The sequence below is a fragment of the Variovorax sp. PDC80 genome, from assembly GCF_900115375.1.
Taxonomy (GTDB): Bacteria; Pseudomonadota; Gammaproteobacteria; order Burkholderiales; family Burkholderiaceae_C; genus Variovorax.
Window position 1 is genome coordinate 130,031 of the sequence record NZ_FOWG01000008.1, and the last position, 17,694, is coordinate 147,724.

General features: G+C 65.0%; 14 protein-coding genes. 9 read left to right on the forward strand and 5 right to left on the reverse strand.

The genetic code is table 11. From position 1 onward, the window contains the following. The first annotated feature begins 4 nt into the window (after positions 1-4). The 9 genes from BM109_RS22975 (at position 5) to BM109_RS23015 (ending at position 9,331) form a co-directional block, all read left to right on the forward strand. Complete coding sequence (locus BM109_RS22975) at positions 5-1,321, forward strand: TadA family conjugal transfer-associated ATPase (protein WP_093347672.1); 1,317 nt, start codon at positions 5-7, stop codon at positions 1,319-1,321. Then, complete coding sequence (locus BM109_RS22980) at positions 1,314-2,312, forward strand: type II secretion system F family protein (RefSeq protein WP_256222724.1); 999 nt, start codon at positions 1,314-1,316, stop codon at positions 2,310-2,312. Before BM109_RS22975 ends, BM109_RS22980 begins: the two co-directional genes overlap by 8 nt. Beyond that, positions 2,309-3,268 (forward strand): type II secretion system F family protein, encoded by a 960-nt coding sequence (locus BM109_RS22985; protein ID WP_093347675.1) that lies wholly within the window; start codon positions 2,309-2,311, stop codon positions 3,266-3,268. Before BM109_RS22980 ends, BM109_RS22985 begins: the two co-directional genes overlap by 4 nt. Continuing rightward, positions 3,265-4,221: a tetratricopeptide repeat protein gene (locus BM109_RS22990; protein ID WP_093347677.1), complete on the forward strand. Its 957-nt coding sequence runs from the start codon at positions 3,265-3,267 to the stop codon at positions 4,219-4,221. Before BM109_RS22985 ends, BM109_RS22990 begins: the two co-directional genes overlap by 4 nt. Continuing rightward, entirely contained in the window at positions 4,218-4,679 is a 462-nt protein-coding gene (locus tag BM109_RS22995; RefSeq protein WP_093347679.1) for a DUF3613 domain-containing protein, read from the forward strand. The genes BM109_RS22990 and BM109_RS22995 overlap by 4 nt, the downstream gene beginning before the upstream one ends. Before the next feature lie 85 nt (positions 4,680-4,764). Further along, complete coding sequence (locus tag BM109_RS23000; protein ID WP_256222725.1) at positions 4,765-5,181, forward strand: TadE/TadG family type IV pilus assembly protein; 417 nt, start codon at positions 4,765-4,767, stop codon at positions 5,179-5,181. Continuing rightward, on the forward strand, positions 5,178-5,669 hold the full coding sequence (locus BM109_RS23005; RefSeq protein WP_093347704.1) for a TadE/TadG family type IV pilus assembly protein: 492 nt from the start codon (positions 5,178-5,180) through the stop codon (positions 5,667-5,669). The genes BM109_RS23000 and BM109_RS23005 overlap by 4 nt, the downstream gene beginning before the upstream one ends. A gap of 14 nt (positions 5,670-5,683) precedes the next feature. After that, the gene (locus tag BM109_RS23010; protein WP_093347707.1) at positions 5,684-7,852 is read left to right on the forward strand and encodes a TadG family pilus assembly protein; all 2,169 of its coding nucleotides are present in this window, start codon (positions 5,684-5,686) and stop codon (positions 7,850-7,852) included. Between the two features lie 39 nt (positions 7,853-7,891). Beyond that, a complete protein-coding gene (locus BM109_RS23015; RefSeq protein ID WP_093347719.1) occupies positions 7,892-9,331 on the forward strand; it encodes a sigma 54-interacting transcriptional regulator in 1,440 nt (479 codons plus the stop codon). A 52-nt stretch (positions 9,332-9,383) separates the two neighbouring features. On the opposite strand, the gene BM109_RS23020 is transcribed toward BM109_RS23015, so the two are convergent. From BM109_RS23020 to BM109_RS23035, 5 genes are all read right to left on the reverse strand, one after another. Then, positions 9,384-10,955, reverse strand: a complete 1,572-nt coding sequence (locus BM109_RS23020) for a TolC family protein (RefSeq protein WP_093347722.1) — start codon at positions 10,953-10,955, stop codon at positions 9,384-9,386. Further along, on the reverse strand, positions 10,952-12,268 hold the full coding sequence (locus tag BM109_RS23025; RefSeq protein WP_093347724.1) for an HlyD family type I secretion periplasmic adaptor subunit: 1,317 nt from the start codon (positions 12,266-12,268) through the stop codon (positions 10,952-10,954). Before BM109_RS23025 ends, BM109_RS23020 begins: the two co-directional genes overlap by 4 nt. A gap of 81 nt (positions 12,269-12,349) precedes the next feature. Next, entirely contained in the window at positions 12,350-14,167 is a 1,818-nt protein-coding gene (locus BM109_RS23030; RefSeq protein ID WP_093347726.1) for a peptidase domain-containing ABC transporter, read from the reverse strand. A gap of 83 nt (positions 14,168-14,250) precedes the next feature. Beyond that, a complete protein-coding gene (locus tag BM109_RS40885; RefSeq protein WP_143129249.1) occupies positions 14,251-14,553 on the reverse strand; it encodes a hypothetical protein in 303 nt (100 codons plus the stop codon). Then, the gene (locus BM109_RS23035; protein WP_256222729.1) at positions 14,550-17,660 is read right to left on the reverse strand and encodes a glutamate ligase domain-containing protein; all 3,111 of its coding nucleotides are present in this window, start codon (positions 17,658-17,660) and stop codon (positions 14,550-14,552) included. The genes BM109_RS40885 and BM109_RS23035 overlap by 4 nt, the downstream gene beginning before the upstream one ends. Between the last annotated feature and the right edge of the window lie 34 nt (positions 17,661-17,694).

Here is a 17,694-nt window from a genome sequence, read left to right on the forward strand (position 1 = left end):
GCCCATGTCCACCGATATCGAATTCGCCGACGACGACCAGGCGTTCATCACCTCCCAGCAGTTCCAGGACATCAAGAGCTGGACGCACGATCACCTGCTCAGCCGCATCGAGGAGCTGGGCGCGGAGTTCGGCCGCTGGTCGCGCGCCTCGATCCAACAGTTCGTCGAGCTCGAGGTCGACAGCTTCGTGCGGCTGCGCCGCGTGCCGATCAACGACCGCGAGATGCAGCTCATCTCGGATGCGCTCACCAAGGAACTCGCGGGCTTCGGTCCGCTGGAAGACCTGCTCAACGACCCTGCGGTCGAAGACATTCTGATCAACGGCTATCAGAACGTCTACGTCTCGCGCCACGGCATGCTGGAGCGCGAAACGCTGCGCTTCGCCGATTCCGAGCACGTGATGCGCATCGTGCGCCGCATCCTGGCACCGCTGGGACGCCGGCTCGACGAAGCCAATCCGATGGTCGACGCGCGCCTGCCCGATGGCGGCCGCATCAACGTGATCATCGAGCCGCTCGCGATCGACGGCCTGTCGGTCTCGATCCGCAAGTTCCGCAAGGAGCCGCTCACGCCGGCCGACCTGGTCAAGCTCGGCACCTTCGACGCCGGCATGGCGCAACTGCTCGAGATCGCGGTGCGCGCGCGCTGCAACGTGCTCGTGAGCGGCGGCACCAGCTCGGGCAAGACGTCTCTGCTCAATGCGCTGGCCAGCTTCATTCCGGCGCGCGAACGCGTGATCACCATCGAAGACACGGCCGAACTCTCGCTGAGCACCAGCCACGTGGTGCGGCTCGAGAGCCGTCCCGGCGGCTTCGACGGCCAGGGCGTGGTGTCGATCCGCGACCTGCTGCGCAACAGCCTGCGCATGCGGCCCGACCGCATCATCGTGGGCGAAGTGCGCGGTGCCGAAGTGATCGAGATGCTGCAGGCGATGAACACCGGCCACGAAGGCTCGATGGGCACGATCCACGCGAGCTCGCCGCGCGAATGCCTCTATCGCCTTGAAATGCTCTCTGGTTTCGCAGGTTACCAAGGCAGCGAAGTAAGCCTGCGCCGGCAAATCGCGAGCGCAATTGATTTCATCGTGCAGATTGGCCGGATGTCGAACGGCAAGCGCCGCATCATCTCATTGAGCGAGGTGACTGGCGTGAACGATAACGTGGTCGCAATGCAGGAGCTATACCGTTACGAGCCGGTGGTGACCCCAGACGGTGAAGAGCGTGACCGCTGGGTATCGCTCGGCATCGCACCGCACTCGCCAAAAATCGCGCGCTTCCGGCAGTCGTTCGCACGCGCTCAGCAGGGAGACCATCGTGCGTGAGATCGTGCTGCTCGGCATCGCCGTGGTAGCGCTACTCCTGGCTGCGTGCGGGCTGCTCATGTGGCAGTGGGCAAAGAAGCGCCAGACACAAGATGCAGTGGGACGTCATCTCGAACAGCAGATTCTGGCCGGAACGAGCGCAGCACCACCGCCTTTTCTGGCAGGGCCATCCATTCGCGCAGTCAATCCGACTGCCGATTCCGGCCTAACCACTGATCCGTGGCTGGAGACCGATGCCACAGCCGCTACACGCCCCAGTCCCTGGTTGGAACGGGCAATCCCCGACTGGTTGGAGGGGATGATCGATGGTCGCACGTTTATTCTCGGCATCGCCTCCATCGTCGTGCTGTCCGTGATCGCGAGCCTTTTCGGCGGCTGGCTCGCGGCACTCGGCGTGTTGCTACTGCTCTCACTGTTCGGAACTTTCGCCATCTGGCTTCGACTGCAAAAGATGCGACGCAGGCTGATCGGTCAACTGCCCAGCTACATCGACGGAATGGTGCGCCTTATCACCATTGGCAATTCGACACAGGCAGCCTTCCAACTGGCGATCGCCAGCACGCAAGAGCCGTTGCGTGGGCATCTGGAACGATCGGCCGCCATGGTTCGCGCAGGCGTGGATCTCGACAAGGCCCTCCACCAGACAGCCGCTCATGTGCGCGTTGAGGAGATGTTCCTGCTGGCGTCGATCCTCGGGCTCGGAGTGCGCTACGGCGGGCGCGCCGACTTGCTACTCGAGCGCGTAAGTAATTTCATGCGCGATCGTGAACAGGCAGAACAAGAACTACTCGCCTTGTCCACGGAAACGCGACTGTCAGCATGGATCCTTGGACTGCTGCCTCTGGGTGTGGGAGCCCTCATCATCGCCACCAATCCAGGTTACTTTGCCGGGATGTGGAACGACGGCACGGGGCGCATGTTCGTCTTTACTGGAGCCGGCCTCCAGGTGCTGGGGGGCGTGCTGCTGTACAGGCTCGCGAGGCTCGCATGACACTGACGCCTGACACCATCACGACCATCAGCCTTGCGCTGCTTGCGGTAGCCCTTCTTATCGGGGCAGGAGCACTGGTCGCAGTAGAACGCCGGCGGGCACGTAGCGGGCAAGCCATTGGTAAAGCCATCGAACAAGGCACCCTGGTACTGCCCACAGCCTCGATCGACCCGTCCACTGACCTCGGTCAGCCATACAAGTCGGAGGTCGATCTTCCTTTTCACTGGCTGAATTCGCGGCTTGGCCGCGCTTTGGTCGCCGACGAAGACCGGAACCTCATTGACCAGTGCGGGTTTCCGTCGCAGCGCACGCAATTGATTTTTCTGGTGACGCGCATCTTGTTGGCATTGCTGCTGCCCGCATTGGCTTTCATTTTCTGGAGCGCAGGGCATAGAACGAACATCGTCTTCCTTGTACTTGCCACTCTTTTCATCCTCGGCTTCATGGGACCCAAATGGCTGCTTAGCCGTATCGCAGCTGATCGCCGGGAGCGCGTTGCCAGGGAACTACCGCTCTTTGTCGATTTACTGAAGCTGCTGCAAGGCGTTGGAATGAGCTTGGACCAAAGCCTTCAGGTCATGGCTTCCGACTTCTCGCATGTGCTTCACGTGCTCGGGCATGAACTGAGCTTGGCGAATCGACAGTATTCGCAGGGTCGTACTCGCGAGCATTCCTTGCATCGCTTGGCAACACTGCATCAGAACGAAAACCTGCGCGGCCTTGTCACGCTTCTGGTGCAAGTGGACCGCCATGGGGGGGCCGTGCAGGAGCCGTTGCGCGTATTCAGCGACCGCCTTCGCGAGCACCGACGCTCGGAGATGAAGGAGCGCATCGGAAAGATCACGGTCAAGATGACTGCTGTCATGGTCACCACCCTTTTACCCGCGCTGATGATCGTGACTGCCGGGCCTGGCGTCATCGCTGTCTTCCGCGCGCTTGGGAGCATTGCCAGATGAAATCGATCAAGGCTCTCCCTCTGCACTGGTTCACTGCGTACCGCGTCGCGTCCCTCTTGATCGCCACGGTACTGCTCCTGGCAATCACCGGTTGCGCTGCAACCAAGGACCGCTACGCCGCCAGCGAAGATGCCCAGCAGCGGCAAGCCTTCGAAACGACCACCGAAGCGAAGGCCGCCACCAACATCGATACCCAGACCACCTACATCAAGGTCGTCGATCAGATGCAGCAGCAGGGTCTATGGTTCGCTTCGCTCGCGCACATCGATGCGCTGGAGCAGCGCTGGGGCATCACGCCCGACTCGACGCGCTTGCGCGCCGATGCGTTGCGCCAGACCGGGCAGGGTGAGTTGGCCGAAGCCACCTACAAACGCTTGCTGGGTACTCCGATAGAGGGTGCAGGCTATAGAGGCCTGGGCTTGCTGGCAGGGGCACGCGGCGACTATGCGGAAGCCTCCCGGTTGCTCAGGCAGGCTCAGCGCCGAACGCCGACCGATCCATTGTTGCTGAGTGACCTGGGCTATGCCGTTCTTCGGGCGGGGCAGGTCGAAGAAGCGCGGTTGCCGCTGATGCAGGCTTTACAGCTACAGCCCGACAACAAGCAGGCCCAAGCCAATGTAGCGCTCTATCTCGAAGTAACTAACCAGCGCGAACAGGCCACGGCTCTGATGGACGCCAACCGCATGCCGGAGGCTACACGCACTGCCGTGCGCGAAGCGGCGCGGCAGATGCGAGTGGTTGGGAATTCAACTGCGGCCATAGCCGTAGCACCGGCTATTACACCAAATGGTGCGCCATCGGTCGCCAGCGAGGACGCGGCTCTGCCGCTGGCACTCAAGCCCTCCCGCTGGTTCGGAATGGGCGGCGTGCGCACGGCCAGTCAATTGAACCCGCCGGCTGCAGCCGGAGATGCACCTCTTTCATCGAATCCGACTTCACGAGGCACACCATGACCAACAACAAGTCCGTCAACCGAGTGTTCGCCCTGTCCGCCAGCGCATTGGCCACAACGCTTCTGCTCCTAGCGACACCAGCTTGCGCACAGTCCGCCTCGGCGAACCCTGGACAGGACGGCACTGCCATCAATAGCGCACTTGCGACAAACGAAGCCGCGCAGTCGAGCCGCGGCCCCGTCATGCCGCCAGCAAAGGATGACCAGGGAATAGCTTCGGAAAAAGAAGAGTTCTACGAGCCTGCACTCCAGGTGGGAGACGCAACCTTGAATCTGCTGGCTTGGCAGAGCAGCGGTCAGATTTCGTCTGCTACGCCACGCTCCATCGCAGGCAGTGTGGCCAGTCGGAGTTACGAGCGCTATCTCAAGAGCTTCGAGTATCCGATCCCCGAACGCCTCGGATCGACTGTGAAAGGCCCTGCGAGTGGAAGTGGATCGACGGGTAGTAGTGCTCGATAGAACGACAACACGACGCACTACCTGATTGCTTATGAGAGCACGTCGCAACAAGACGGTTACCACACAGGCTCAACGAGGAGCCTATGTGGTTGAGTTCGCACTTGTTTTCCTGATCTTCTTTTCCTTGATCTATGCGTTCGTCTCGTTGGGTATTTTTCTCACACTGCGTTTCGGCTTGCAGAACGCGGCGGAAGACGGAGCCCGATCCGCATTGAGATATCAAGTCTCTCTTGCAAAACGCGAAGAAGAAGCAGAGAAAGTGGCAACAAGCCGCTCCAACGGATGGGCACCCGTTCAGCCTGTGGCCGTTGCGAAAATTTGTCAATTGGAAGGCGCAGACTGCGGGCAGGCTTGTGGACCGGATTGGACTCAACGTTGCCAAGTTGTGGTGACAGTCACGTTGACAGGCATGAGAGGAATTCTTCCTCCTCTGGTAAATCTTGCACTCCCCGATCAAGTAGTCGGGCGCGCAAGTATGTTGCTCGACGGGAGGGCCCTATGAGCACCACACGGCATAGTCGGCGAGCGTCCGGTCCAAGGGCTGCACTGCAGCGAGGGGTTGCTGCCATCGAGTTTGCCCTCGTCTTTTCCATTCTCTTCTGCGCGATATATGGGATCGCAACCTTCGGGGCCGTCCTCTACATCCAGCAAGTAGTCTCGCGTGCAGCAGAGGATGGTGCACGTGCCATCGCCTATTCTTTTGCGAGCTCAAAGTTTCAGGATGCCGATCGCGCTCAGATCAAAGCCACCGTCGTATCGTCTCTTTCTTCCGCACTCATTGTTCCCAATTCGGAAATCGATCCACGCCAATGGGTCACCGATCACGTTGACATCGATCCAAGGGTGGTGGAAGCGGGTCTCGAGAAGACAGGGGTAGTGACGGTCGTCTACCGTTACAGCGAAAACCGGTTGCTGCCATCGATCCCATTTTTCGACATCAGCCTTTGGATGCCAGACAAGCTGACGGGACAAGCTACCGTGGCGCTCTAGTCAAGGATTCCAGCATGAAGTTCAATAGCACAGCCCGCCGCTATGTGCGTCGAAGTCGGCCATCTGCGGGCATGGGTCAACAGAATGGCTCCATTCTGGTCAACACGGCCATCGCCTTGAGCCTTGCCGTCATCCTCTTGATGGGCACAGAACTGGGCTACTTGTTCTACATGAAGCGCGAGTTTCAGAAGGCGGTGGACCTTGCCGCGCTCGCTGGAGCCCAGTATCTACCAGTACAGACGCCATCCGATTGCGCTGCCGAAACCGCGGCAGCACAAAGAAATGCGCAGTCCAACCTTTCAGGCGTCACGCTTTCGACGGTTGAGTGCGGCCTGTGGAGCACCGCGACCCCAACGGTCATCACTCCCACAGGTGGCCCACCCAATGCCGTTCGCGTCACGATCAATGCCGCACCGTCTTTTTCGATTTTCAGCTCTTTTGCTGGAAACAGAACGATCAGTGTAGAAGCAATTGCCGTTCGAGATGAACCGATGGCAGTTTTTTCGGTGGGATCCAATCTCATCAATACGAATCCTGAAGGAGCATTGATTGGAATTTTGCGCTTGATCGGAGTCGATCCCAATATCGACCTTGTGACCTACCGCGGCCTCGTCGGCGCGAAAATTACGCCATCAGGACTTCTTCATGCACTTGGCATCGACGTCCCCGCAGACCTCGGTGTCGGCGAGTTGAACGCACTGCTGGCAGCACGTCAGGTATCGATCAGCAATATCGTCAACGTCATCATCACGCTAGCCGGTCAACAGGGTGTTATCGACGCGAGCGTCTTGCTTGGACCCATCGAGGCATTGGGTATCGATGTCGATGAGCTTTCCATACAGCTTGGGACGTCCAGCGATGCGAGCAATACACCGAGAGGACTGTTCGCAAATATCCAGGCTCCGACCGCATCGTCCGCCCTAGGGGTGGATCTCGACGCACTTTCTCTTCTGACCACGGCCATTGGCGTTGGCACGAAGAAACATGCCCTTACCCTCGATCTTGGACTCGGCGGTATCACGGCATTAACTGGCGTTTCTGCAGAAGCCAAGCTGCGGGTCATTGAGCCTCCTTCGATCGGGATTGGCGGCATCGGCACAACAGCCTACAACTCTCAAGTCCGGCTCTACGTGAATGTCAACACCACGTCTGGGGGACTTGTGTCAGGGCTTCTCAACTTGCTCGGAACCAAAATCAATCTCCCAATCATGATCGATGTGACCAATGCGTACGGAAAACTTCAGTCGATGGATTGCGGCACCACGCCAAATACTGCGGACATCGGGGTCACATCGACGATTCTCAATGCCTGCATTGGAAATCCAGTGGCAGGGAACTCAAATCCGACCCCGGCGCAATTCGAAGCGACTGTTTTTTCGAAATCTCAAATTTGCGAGACAGGGCTGCAGCCCATGAATCTCGTACAAATCCTGGGAATTCCACTATTGTCGGGAAAAGCCTATGTCCCCGCGTTGACACAGACGGACTCCGTGACGGTCCCGGTCGGCGGCTATGTCGACACACCACCCAACGACCTTGCCATCGGCGATACCGTGGCAACGCTCGTCAGCCAGCTTCTGAACCTTGTCCTTGCTCAAGGTAACAGTGATGTTGCCGTCACACCGCTTCCCGCTTCCGTGGCCACTACTGTGGCCAACGACTATTTGACGCGTGCGGGCACGCTCTCGAATGGGAAATACAAAGTAGATACGGTCTACAACCTTTTAAAAAGCGATGACCTCACGTGGGATCGCCCATGCCTTCTCGGCCTAGGCACTTGCAAAATGCCCGACAAATGGAAGCAGGAGATCACTCCATTCCTCGGACTTATTGCAGGCTGCTCTGGAAACGCCGCAAGCTATAACACTTGCGTCAAGACGAACTTGGTCAACGAGTTACAAACCACGCAGGGTGGAGGACTACTGGGCACGTTGCTGGGAGCGGTCGGCAATCTTTTAGGAAACCTGTTGGGACAACCCAATAGCACAGCTCCGGGTGAACCCAAGCCAAGCCTTCTTGCAGGCATTCTCGCCCCGGTGATCGAGTTGCTGCGCCCTCTCTTGAATCAGGTTGGAAAACTGATTTCCAAGACCGTCCTCTCTGACATCGCCGGGTTCGAGATCGGTCGCTCGCGGGTTGAATTGCAGTCTCTGAGCTGCAAAAACACAAAACTGGTTCACTGACAGCATGTCGACCATTCATTGCCTCGTTCTCTCACGTTAATGTCCTCCCCCCAAAACTTCGACGAACTCGACCTCTTTGTCTGGGAAGGAAAGGCCGACATCCTCGACCGCATCGCCCGCTGCATGGCGAGCTTCGATGTCGAGGTGATCCGGGCCGACGGCATGCCCCCGCCTTCGCAGGACCGCACGGCGGCGATGCGGCCGTCGGTGGCGATCATCAGCGTCACGGTCATCGATGGCGGCGGGCTGCCGCAGGCGACCGAGCTGCTGCAGGGCATGCCGGTGATCTGGGTCGCGGCGGCCTCGCGCGAGCGCGACTCGCGCACCTATCCGCCCGAATACCTGCACGTGCTGCCCTACGACTTCACCTGCGCCGAACTGCGCACGATGGTCGCGAAGCTGGTGCGGCAACTGCGCGCGCGCGACGTGGCGCCGCAGCCGCTCGACGAGCTGGTGGCGCACTCCGAAGCGATGAAGTCGCTGCTGGCCGAGGTCAATGCCTTCGCCGATTGCGACCACAGCGTGCTGGTGCGCGGCGAGACCGGGGTGGGCAAGGAACGCATCGCGCAGCAGCTGCACCTGGGCCACCAGAACTACAGCAAGGGCGCGTTCGTGGCGGTGAACTGCGGCGCGATTCCCGACGGGCTGTTCGAGTCGCTGTTCTTCGGCCACGCCAAGGGCTCGTTCACGGGCGCGGTGCATGCGCACCGCGGCTACTTCGAACAGGCCACGGGCGGCACGCTGTTCCTCGACGAGATCGGCGACCTGCCGAAGTACCAGCAGGTGAAGCTGCTGCGCGTGCTCGAGGACGGCGCGGTCACGCGGCTCGGCGCGACCTCGCCGATCCGGGTCGACTTCCGGCTGGTGGCGGCGACCAACCGCAACTTGCGCGAGATGGTGGCCAGCGGCGAATTCCGCGCCGACCTGTTCTACCGCCTCGCGGTGATCGAGCTGCACGTGCCCAGCCTCGAGGAGCGCGGCGAGATCGACAAGATCGCGATCTTCAAGGCGCTCTTGGCCAACGTGCTGGGCGACCAGCTCGAGGTGCTCGGCGAAACGCCGCACTGGCTCAGCGACGCGGTGGCCGAGACCTACTTCCCCGGCAACGTGCGCCAGCTGCGCAACCTCGCGGAACGCGTGGGCGTGATCGCGCGACAGCTGCACAGCTGGGACCAGCACCTGATCCAGCGCGCGATCGCGCTGACCCGCGGTACGCCCGCGGCCACCGGGCCGGGCGGCGGCATGGGCCTGGGCGCGAACGCGGTGGGCACCAGCAGCGCCTTCGATGCCGCCGGCGGCGATCAGCGCAAGGGCTGGAACGGCAGCGAACGCAACCGCATCATCGCGGCGCTCGAGATCAACGACTGGAAGCGCCAGGACACGGCGCAGCACCTGGGCATCAGCCGCAAGGTGCTGTGGGAGAAGATGCGCAAGTACCAGATCCTCGACGGCGAACCAGGCATTCCGGAAGACGCCTGAGCGGCAACGCGGCCGCGCGCTGACGCGCCGGCCGCCCGCCTTTCCCGCTTCGTCAGTTGGTGGTGGTCGGCAGGCGCTCGGCGCGCCGCAGGGTCACGGGCTGCGCATTCTGCGAGCGGTCCACCGATGCCTCGGTCGCGCAGGTCGAATTGCTCGCCAGGCACGGGCCGCTCAGCAGGCCGTCCTCGGTCAGCACGGTGCGGCTCGGCGCGCCGAAGACGCGGTCGACCCATTCGTTGCTGCCCTCGGCATCGATGCGCAGCTCGCCGGTGGTGCGCGCCAGGCGCAGCTCGTTGACGCGCAGGTCGAACACGGCATCGACGTAGTCGAACAGCAGGTTGTAGTACTCGAGCTGGGCATCGAGCACCTGCGGCAGGGTGTCGCGGCCGAACTCCAGCAGGCGGCGGCGGCCGCGGAAGGCCTGGCCCGATGTGCTCACGGCCTCCATCAGCTGGCGCTCGCGCTCGCGGCCCGACACGGTGCGCGACCACGAGGCACTGGTGAGCTCGAACAGGTTGAGCTTCACGCCCTCGAGCTTGGCTTCCTGGTTCTCGACCTCGGCCATGGCGGTGCGCACGCGCAGCTGCCGGTCGAAGCCGCTGCCGAAATTCCAGCTCAGCTCGAGCGCGGTGCGCGTGGGATCCTGCGGCGACACGCCGCGCGGGTCCTTGCTCTTCACGATCACGGCATCGACGGTGGGCCAGATGCTGGCCTCCTGCTGCTCGACCAGCGCCTTGGCCTTGTTGATGCGGCCCTGGGCCTCGGCGATCTCGGTGCTGCGCTCCTCGGCGCGGCGCAGTGCCTCGGCCTGCGAATCGATGCGCCACTGCGGCGGCGCGGCCAGCACCGGCAGGTTGCGCGTGATGGGCGTGAACTTGAAGTAGCTGCGGAACTTGGCGATGGCCTCGTCGCGCTGGGCCTCGAAGTCGGCCTCGCGCGCGGCCACGCTGGCGCGGCGCGCGCTGGCCATGTTGAGGTCGTTCTCGCCGGTGGCGCCGAGCGCGACGCGGCGTGCCTCGGCCTTCGAGAGCTCGGCCACGATCTCGGTGGAGCGGTGCGCGATCTCCTTCTTGAGGTCGAAGCGCTGCACCTGCAGGTAGGCGGTCAGGGCATCGAGCACCACCTTCTGCGAGGTGGTGGTGACGGCCTGGCCGTCGGCCTCGTTGCCGGCCTCGGCGGCACGGATCGAGGCGCTGATCGCGCCGCCGTCGAGCAGGCTCATGCGCGCCTCGGCGGTGATCACGTTGTAGCTCTGGGTCTGCGCGTTGGCGGCGCCGCTGTTGTAGTTGCCCGAGGAGGTGCCGACCTTGAAGCGCGGATAGCGCGCCTTCTTGGCCTGGTCGATCTGGAAGCCGCTGGTGTTGGCGGCCGCCTGCGCGGTCTGCACCTCGGGGTATTCCTGCGACAGCACGACCAGCGCCTGCTTCACGCGCTGCACGTAGCCGGCGGTGCCGATCGAGGGCGCGCTCAGGCGCCGCGCGAGCATCAGCGAGGGCGGCGGATCCTGGGGCCCCTGCGTCTCTTGCGCCATCGCGGTGGGCGGCAGCGCGAAGCTGGCGCACAGCGCCGCGCACAGCACGCCGGTGCCCGCCGGGCGCCGGCCGTTGGTCGTGCGGCGCTTCATGGTTCGCGGAAGGCTTCGCGCCGCAGCTTGAGCACCGGACGAAGGATGTACCAGATGAAGGGATCGGTGCCGACCTTGAGGTCGACCTCGGACTCCATGCCGACGGTGATGCGGTTTTCCTTGTGGCCGACGAAGGACTTGTCGGTGCTGATCAGGAGCCGGTAGTACGGCGCGCCGTTGGCGATCGCGGGGTCGCGGTCGGCATCGGCCGCCACCAGCGTGACCTTGCCCTCGACGGCGCCGTAGCGCAGGTAGTCGTAGGCGGTGATCTTGACCGTGGACTGCTGGCCGACCTCGACGAAGCCGCGGTCGTTCGGATTGAGCCGCGCCTCGATCATGATCTCGTCCTTGTCGGGCACGACCTCGAGGATGGCCTCGCCGGGCTTCACCACCCAGCCGGGGCTGCCGCTGCGCAGGCCCTTGACGATGCCGTCCGACGGCGCCTTGACCTCGGTGCGCGAACGCTGCGTGCGCGCGCGCGCGAGGTCCTCGCTCAGGCTCGCGAACTGGCGCTCGACGGTGGCGAGCTCGTCCGAGGCGCGGCGCCGGAAGCGTCCCTCGGCCTCGGCCATCTTGGCCTGCGCCTCGGTGATCGCGGCGTTGGCCGAGATCACGCCCTGGCGCGCCACCGCGAGTTCGCTGCGCGCGGCCTCGGCCTGGCGGCGCTTCTCGAGCACCTCGACCTGGCCGACCAGCTTCTCCTTGAGCAGCTGCTCGGACACCTCGAGCTCCTTCTGCATCAGGTCGAGCCGGTCGCTCAGGCCCTTGACCTTGGCCTGCTGCTCGAGCTGCCGGCTGCGCGCGGCCTCGAGGCCGGAGATCGCGCCGGCCATCACGCCGCGCTGCTCGAGCGCGCGCGCGTCGTAGGCACCGGTCTCGCCGGCGTACACGCCTTCGTCGATGTCCTTGGCGAAGGTGTCGCGCTTGAGCGGCTGGCCGCGGCTCTCGGCCAGCAGGCGCACGCGCGTGGCCTGGGTGGCGGCATAGCGCGCGGTCAGTTCCTCGAGGTTGAGGCCGCTGCCGCCGAGGTCGATCTCGACCAGCGACTGGCCCTGCTTGACGTGGTCGCCTTCCTTCACGAGCACGGCGCTGACGATGCCGCCTTCCAGGTGCTGGATCGACTTCACGCGGTCGGAGGGAATCACGCGCCCGGGCGCGACCACGACGGTCTCCATCGGGAAGCCCAGGCCGACCACCGCGAACACGCCGATCAGGCCGCCGAGCAGCCACTGGCGCCGGCGGCCCTCGGGCGTGATCTGGGCGGCGCGCTTCTGGTCTTCGGTCTGCAGGACCTGCGGCAGATCGGCTTTCAAGATCTCGTCTCCCCTGCGGGCACTCGGTCGTCGCACTCGGTCATCGGTCGATCGGTCCAATCCATAAACAAATTCAGCGCATCATGCGATCGAGCGGGCGGCGGCTTCGCCATCCTCGCCACCGCCTTCGGGCAGCGCCACCAGCGCCTTCTTCACGCCGAACAGCTTCGGCACCATCACCGCGGCCGTGCCCTGTTCGACCGAGCCTTCGCCGGTCACGTGGTAGACATGGCTGGCGGCCGAGACGATGCGCAGCGAGTGCGTGACCACCACCACCGTGCGCACCTTGGCCACCGCCAGCAGCGTGGCCAGCAGCGCGCGCTCGCTCTGGAAGTCGAGGTCGTTGCTGGGCTCGTCGAGCACCAGCACCGAGGGCTTGCGCAGGAAGCTCATGGCCAGCGCGAGCTTGCGGCGCTCGCCCACCGACAGGCCGGTGCCGCCCTCGCCCACCATCGAGCGGTAGCCGTCGGGCAGCCGCGAGATGAAGTCGTGCGCGCCCGAAAGCTTGCAGGCCGCGACGATCTGCTCGTCGCTCTGGCCCGGCGCGGTGCGGCGCATGACGTCGATCAGCGAACCGCCGAACCAGTAGACCTCCTGCGAGAGATAGCTGATCCAGCGCGACAGCTCCTCGCGGCCGAACTGCGAGAGGTCGTACTCGCCGATGCTGACGACGCCGTGCGTGGGCGTGTACAGGCCCGAGAGCAGCTTGACCAGCGTGGACTTGCCCGCGCCGTTGCGCCCGACGATGACGTGCAGGCCGCCCGGGCCGATGTCGAGGTCGAGGTTCTCGATGACCGCCTTCTGCGCGTTCTCGGTGAAGCTGAAGCTCACGTCCTTGAGCGTGATGCGGCCCAGCGGCTGCGGCAGGGCCATGCCCACCGGCGGCTTCTCCACCGGCTCGCCGAGCACAGTCTCGAGGCGCTTGGCGGCTTCCTTGGCGGTGGCCAGCGAGCGCCAGTTCGACACCAGGCCGGCGATCGGCTGCAGCGCGCGCAGCGCGAGCATGTTGGAGGCCACGAGGCCGCCGACCGTCATCCACTGCTCCATCACCGAGATCGCGCCCACCGTGACCACGATCACCGAGAACACCGTCAGCAGCACCGTGGTGCCGTCGCGCGCGGTCTCGATCTGGCCGTTCTTGGTGAAGCTCTCGGTGAGCCAGTCGTTGTAGGTCTTCTGCCACATCTCGATGATGGGGCCGTCGTTGGCCTGCGACTTGAGCGTCTCGCGCGCATGGCAGATCTCGGCCGTCATGCGGTCGAGGCCGCGGCCGCGCTGCACTTCCTCGACACGGCCGGCGCGCACCTCGTCGGCCCACCACCAGGCGAGGAACGAGAGGATCGCGAGGAAGGCCACCACCACCGGCAGCACCGGCAGCGCGACGATGCCGATCACCACCAGCCCGAACACCGCCATCGGCAGGTCGAAGATCGATTGCGCGAGGCCGCCGGTGACGGTGCCGCGCACCGAGCCGACGTCGCGAAAGTACAGGTGCCACACCGAGGCCGGCCGCGCTTCGAGCGCGCGCAGCGGGCGGCCGAGCATGGAGCCCATCAAGGCGCCCGAGACGCCGTGGTCGATGATCGCGCCCGCGTTGCGCAGCAGGCGCGAACGGCGCGTGCGCAGCCAGAACTCGATGCACAGGAAGAACAGGATGCCGCTGACCAGCGCCGCCAGCGTCGAGACGCCGCTGCGCGAGAGCACGCGGTCGTAGACCTGCAGCAGGAAGATCGAGGGCAGCAGCCCGAACAGGCTGATCGGAATGGAGCGCCAGGCCGCGCTCTTGATCAGCGGGTAGGCATCACGAAACGCGGTGTGGAGGGCGCCCGCATAGGGACTGGCACCGGGCTCCACGGGCCGCTCGGCGACCAGTTGAGTGGGCAGGAGAAACTTGATCATGGGCGAAAGCCGATCCCGTCAGGCGATGACGCAACGGCTTCATTATCAACTGTTACCCGACTGTTACAAGGCAATATTTCACTCTAGAAAGCAGTGCAATTCGAGGCTTTGGTCAGGGGTCGGTCAGACCCTGTCGCGGCTCGATGCGAGACGATTTCGGTGGGCAGGACGACGGTGCTGCAAGCGACCGTCTTCCGAGTATTCGCGGCCTGCGCGGGTTCATCGTCTCCGGGCAAACCCCGGTCCAGCAGGATCGCGACATTGACGCACAGCAGCATGCAAACGACCCACGCGCACAGCAGTTGGGCCCAGCGGGTCCACCAGCGGCGCGCCGGGGCGGCCTCCTGCTGCGCGGGCAGATGAAGGAGTGCATCCAGTCTGGTCATGGCAGTGCTTTCAAAACCCGGGCCAGCCGGGACAGACCCACGCCCGCGGAGCTTTTCGCGAGCACCCAGTCGCCCGGCTGGAGCAGGCTGCCCAGCGCGGTCGACAAATCGGAGACGTCGACGAACCAGTGCGAACGCACCTTCGAGCTGATGCGCGCATGCAGGGCCCGCATCAGCGGTCCGCACAGCAGCACGCGGTCGGCTTGCGTGGCCAGCAGCTCGGGCTCGAGGTCGAGGTGATGGCGCTGGGCCGCCGGGCCCAGCTCCTGCATGTCGCCGAGGATCGCCACGCGGCGCGCGGGCTCGCACGGGGCCTGCGCCAGCAGCTCGAGCGCGGCGCGCATCGAGCTCGGGTTGGCGTCGTAGGTCTCGTCGATCAGCTTGAAGCTGCCGCCGCCGATGTGGATGGTGTGCAGCGCGCCGCGCCCGCCGGGCGGCTCGAACTGCGCGAAGGGTTCGACCGCCGCGGTCAATGGCAGCCGCAGCGCGGTCAGCGCGGCCAGGCCGGCGACGGCGCTCATGCCCATGTGGCGGCCGGGTGCGTTCAGGCGCAGCTGCAGCGGCTCGCCGGCCACCATCGCCTTCACCTCGCCATGGTCGAAGGAGACCAGCCGCACATCGGCCGCGCGGTGCTCGCCATAGCTCACCACCTGCAGCTGGCGCTCGGCCGCGGCTTCGGCGAACACCGGGTACTCGACCATGTCGCGGTTCAGCACCACGCTGTCGCCAGCGGTCATGCCGAGGAAGATGCGCGCGTCCTGCCGCGCGGCGGCCTCGGCCGGACCGCGGTGCTTCTGCGCCGCGGCCGAGGGGCCGGTGATCACCGCGAGCGTCGGGCGCACGAGCTGCGTCGACGCGGGCAGCTGCGACTGGCTCATGTCGAGCACCCAGTAGGCGGCGTGGCGCGGCAGGCAGGTGAGATTCCAGGCGATGCCCGACGGCAGGCTGATGCTGCCTTCGGGCTGGCCGACCTCGCCCCACACGGTGAGCGCGCTGGCCATCATGGCCGCCACGGTCGCGCCGGCGACGCCCTGCCCCACCACGGCGCAGACGCCGCCGTTGAACTCGGCGCGCGCATGGGTTCCGAGCTGCAGCACGGCCTGCGGCAGGTCGGCCACCTTGAGCACCGGCACGCGCTTGTCGAGATGCGGCTTGGGATCGACGCACAGCACGGCGGCCGCGGGCTGCAGCACGCCCTTGAGCGCGACGGCCGCGAGCGGGGCCTTGGCGTTGCGCGTCTGGTTCTCGAACACCACGCGGCCCTTGCGCAGGAAGGAGCGCTGCGCGACGCCGCTGGCGCGCCAGCCGTCCTCGGGCTTCACCACCCATTCGCCGCCGGTCACGCGCGCCATCTCGCTCGCGGTCCAGGTGCCGCCGTCGTCGCGCGGTCCGCCCTGCCCGACCGAGATGCCGCCACCGGCCACCGCGCCGGCGCCCGCGCCATGCAGCGTGCGGCGCTCCACCAGGTAGCGGTGGAAGGCCACGAAGCCCGAGACGTACTGCTCGACGTCGTCGATGCGCACGCGGAACGCGTGGTGGCGGATGAAGAACGAGCCGACGATGGTCGAGGGACGGCGGAAGTACATCGCCATCTCGGGCCAGAAGTAGCCGTTGAGCAGGTAGTGCGCGCGGTAGTCGAGCGCGCGGTAGAACTTCTCGACGTCGAGCTCGTCGAGCAGGTGCCGCATCGCGGGCATGCCCTCGAGCCGCTGCAGCATCTGCTGCGCGGCCAGCATCAGCTCGAGCAGCGTCGGGAAGGTGGTCTTGCGGTCGAGCACGAAGTCGAGGTAGCCCGCGACGTTCTGCAGCCCGAAGCGGAAGTAGCGCTCCTGCGGGCTCCAGCGCGCGAGCTCGTTGACGCAGCAGCTCAACCAGTGGTCGTGCGCCTGCCAGTGCTGGCTGGCGATGAAATGGTCGAAGGCCTTCTCCACCACGGCCAGCCACTGGGGATCGCGCGTGAGGCCGTAGAGGCGCAGCAGGCCGTAGGAGGCCTGGCCGTCGTAGTAGATGATCCGCGAGGCCTGCTTGAGCGTCAGGTCGTTCGCATGGATGACGTGGTTGAAGCGGCCCGTCGCCGGGTCCTGCAGCGAGGAGATGCCCAGCGCGAGCTTGTCGAGCAGCGGCAGCCAGCGCCGCGTGTCCATCGCTTCGCAGTACTTCACGAGCGCCAGCACGCAGGCCGCGTTGCCGCCCAGGCGGATCTCGCCGCCGGTGTCGACCAGGAACGAGATGTCGCGGCCGTCGGCGAGCTTGTAGTCGCGGATCAGGTGATGCACCAGGCGATCGAGCGCGCGCTCGATGGCCGCGCGCAGCGTCTCGTCGCGCGTGATCTCCCACGCTTCGATCATGGCGTAGAGCGCGCTCGCATGGCGCATCGCGTCGTAGGTCGGGATGCGCCGGTCGAAGCAGGGGAAGTAGCCGTAGACGAACAGGCCGTCGGCCTGCACCTGGCGCGCCAGGTACGAGGCGCCGCTGCGCACCAGGTCGAGCGTGGACTGCGGATTGAGCGCGGGCAGCTGGCGCCGGCCGGCATCGAGCCCCGTGCCCACGAGCTTGTGCACCACGCCGTCGGGCTGGCAGAACAGGCCCACGGTCGCCAGCAGGAACACCGGCTGGTCGCCCGGCAGGTCGAGCGAGAGCCGGCGGCCGAAGCGCGCATCGGCATAGAGCTCGAAGTTGCGCGGGTTCACCACCGCGTGCGCGATGGTCGAGTCGCCGCTGAGCATCGCGTTCGCATTGAGCTCCTGCTCGGTGAACGCGAGCTCGAAGTCCTTGTCGAAGGCCAGGCCGAGGCGGAAGTAGTTGCGCTTGACCGACGCCAGCTGTCCCTTGAACTGGACCCAGTCGATCGGGCTCGCGCCCTCGACCCAGTCGATGCGCAGCCAGGGCGAGACGATGCCGTGCTCGTGCACCCAGCGCTCGACCTGCTCGGCGCCTTCGCGCCAGGCGGTCTCGAGCACGGCCGCGCGGGTGTGCACCACGTGCGCCCGCTGCGTGCCGTCGCTCACCGAGAAGAACAGCGTGAAGGCCGGGTATGGCGCCGGCAGCGCCGCGCACACCGAGACGAGTCGCTCGTGGCAGGCGTGGAGCTGATCGGAAAAGGACATCATTCGGCCCCGGTCGAAAACGGGCAACCGGCCC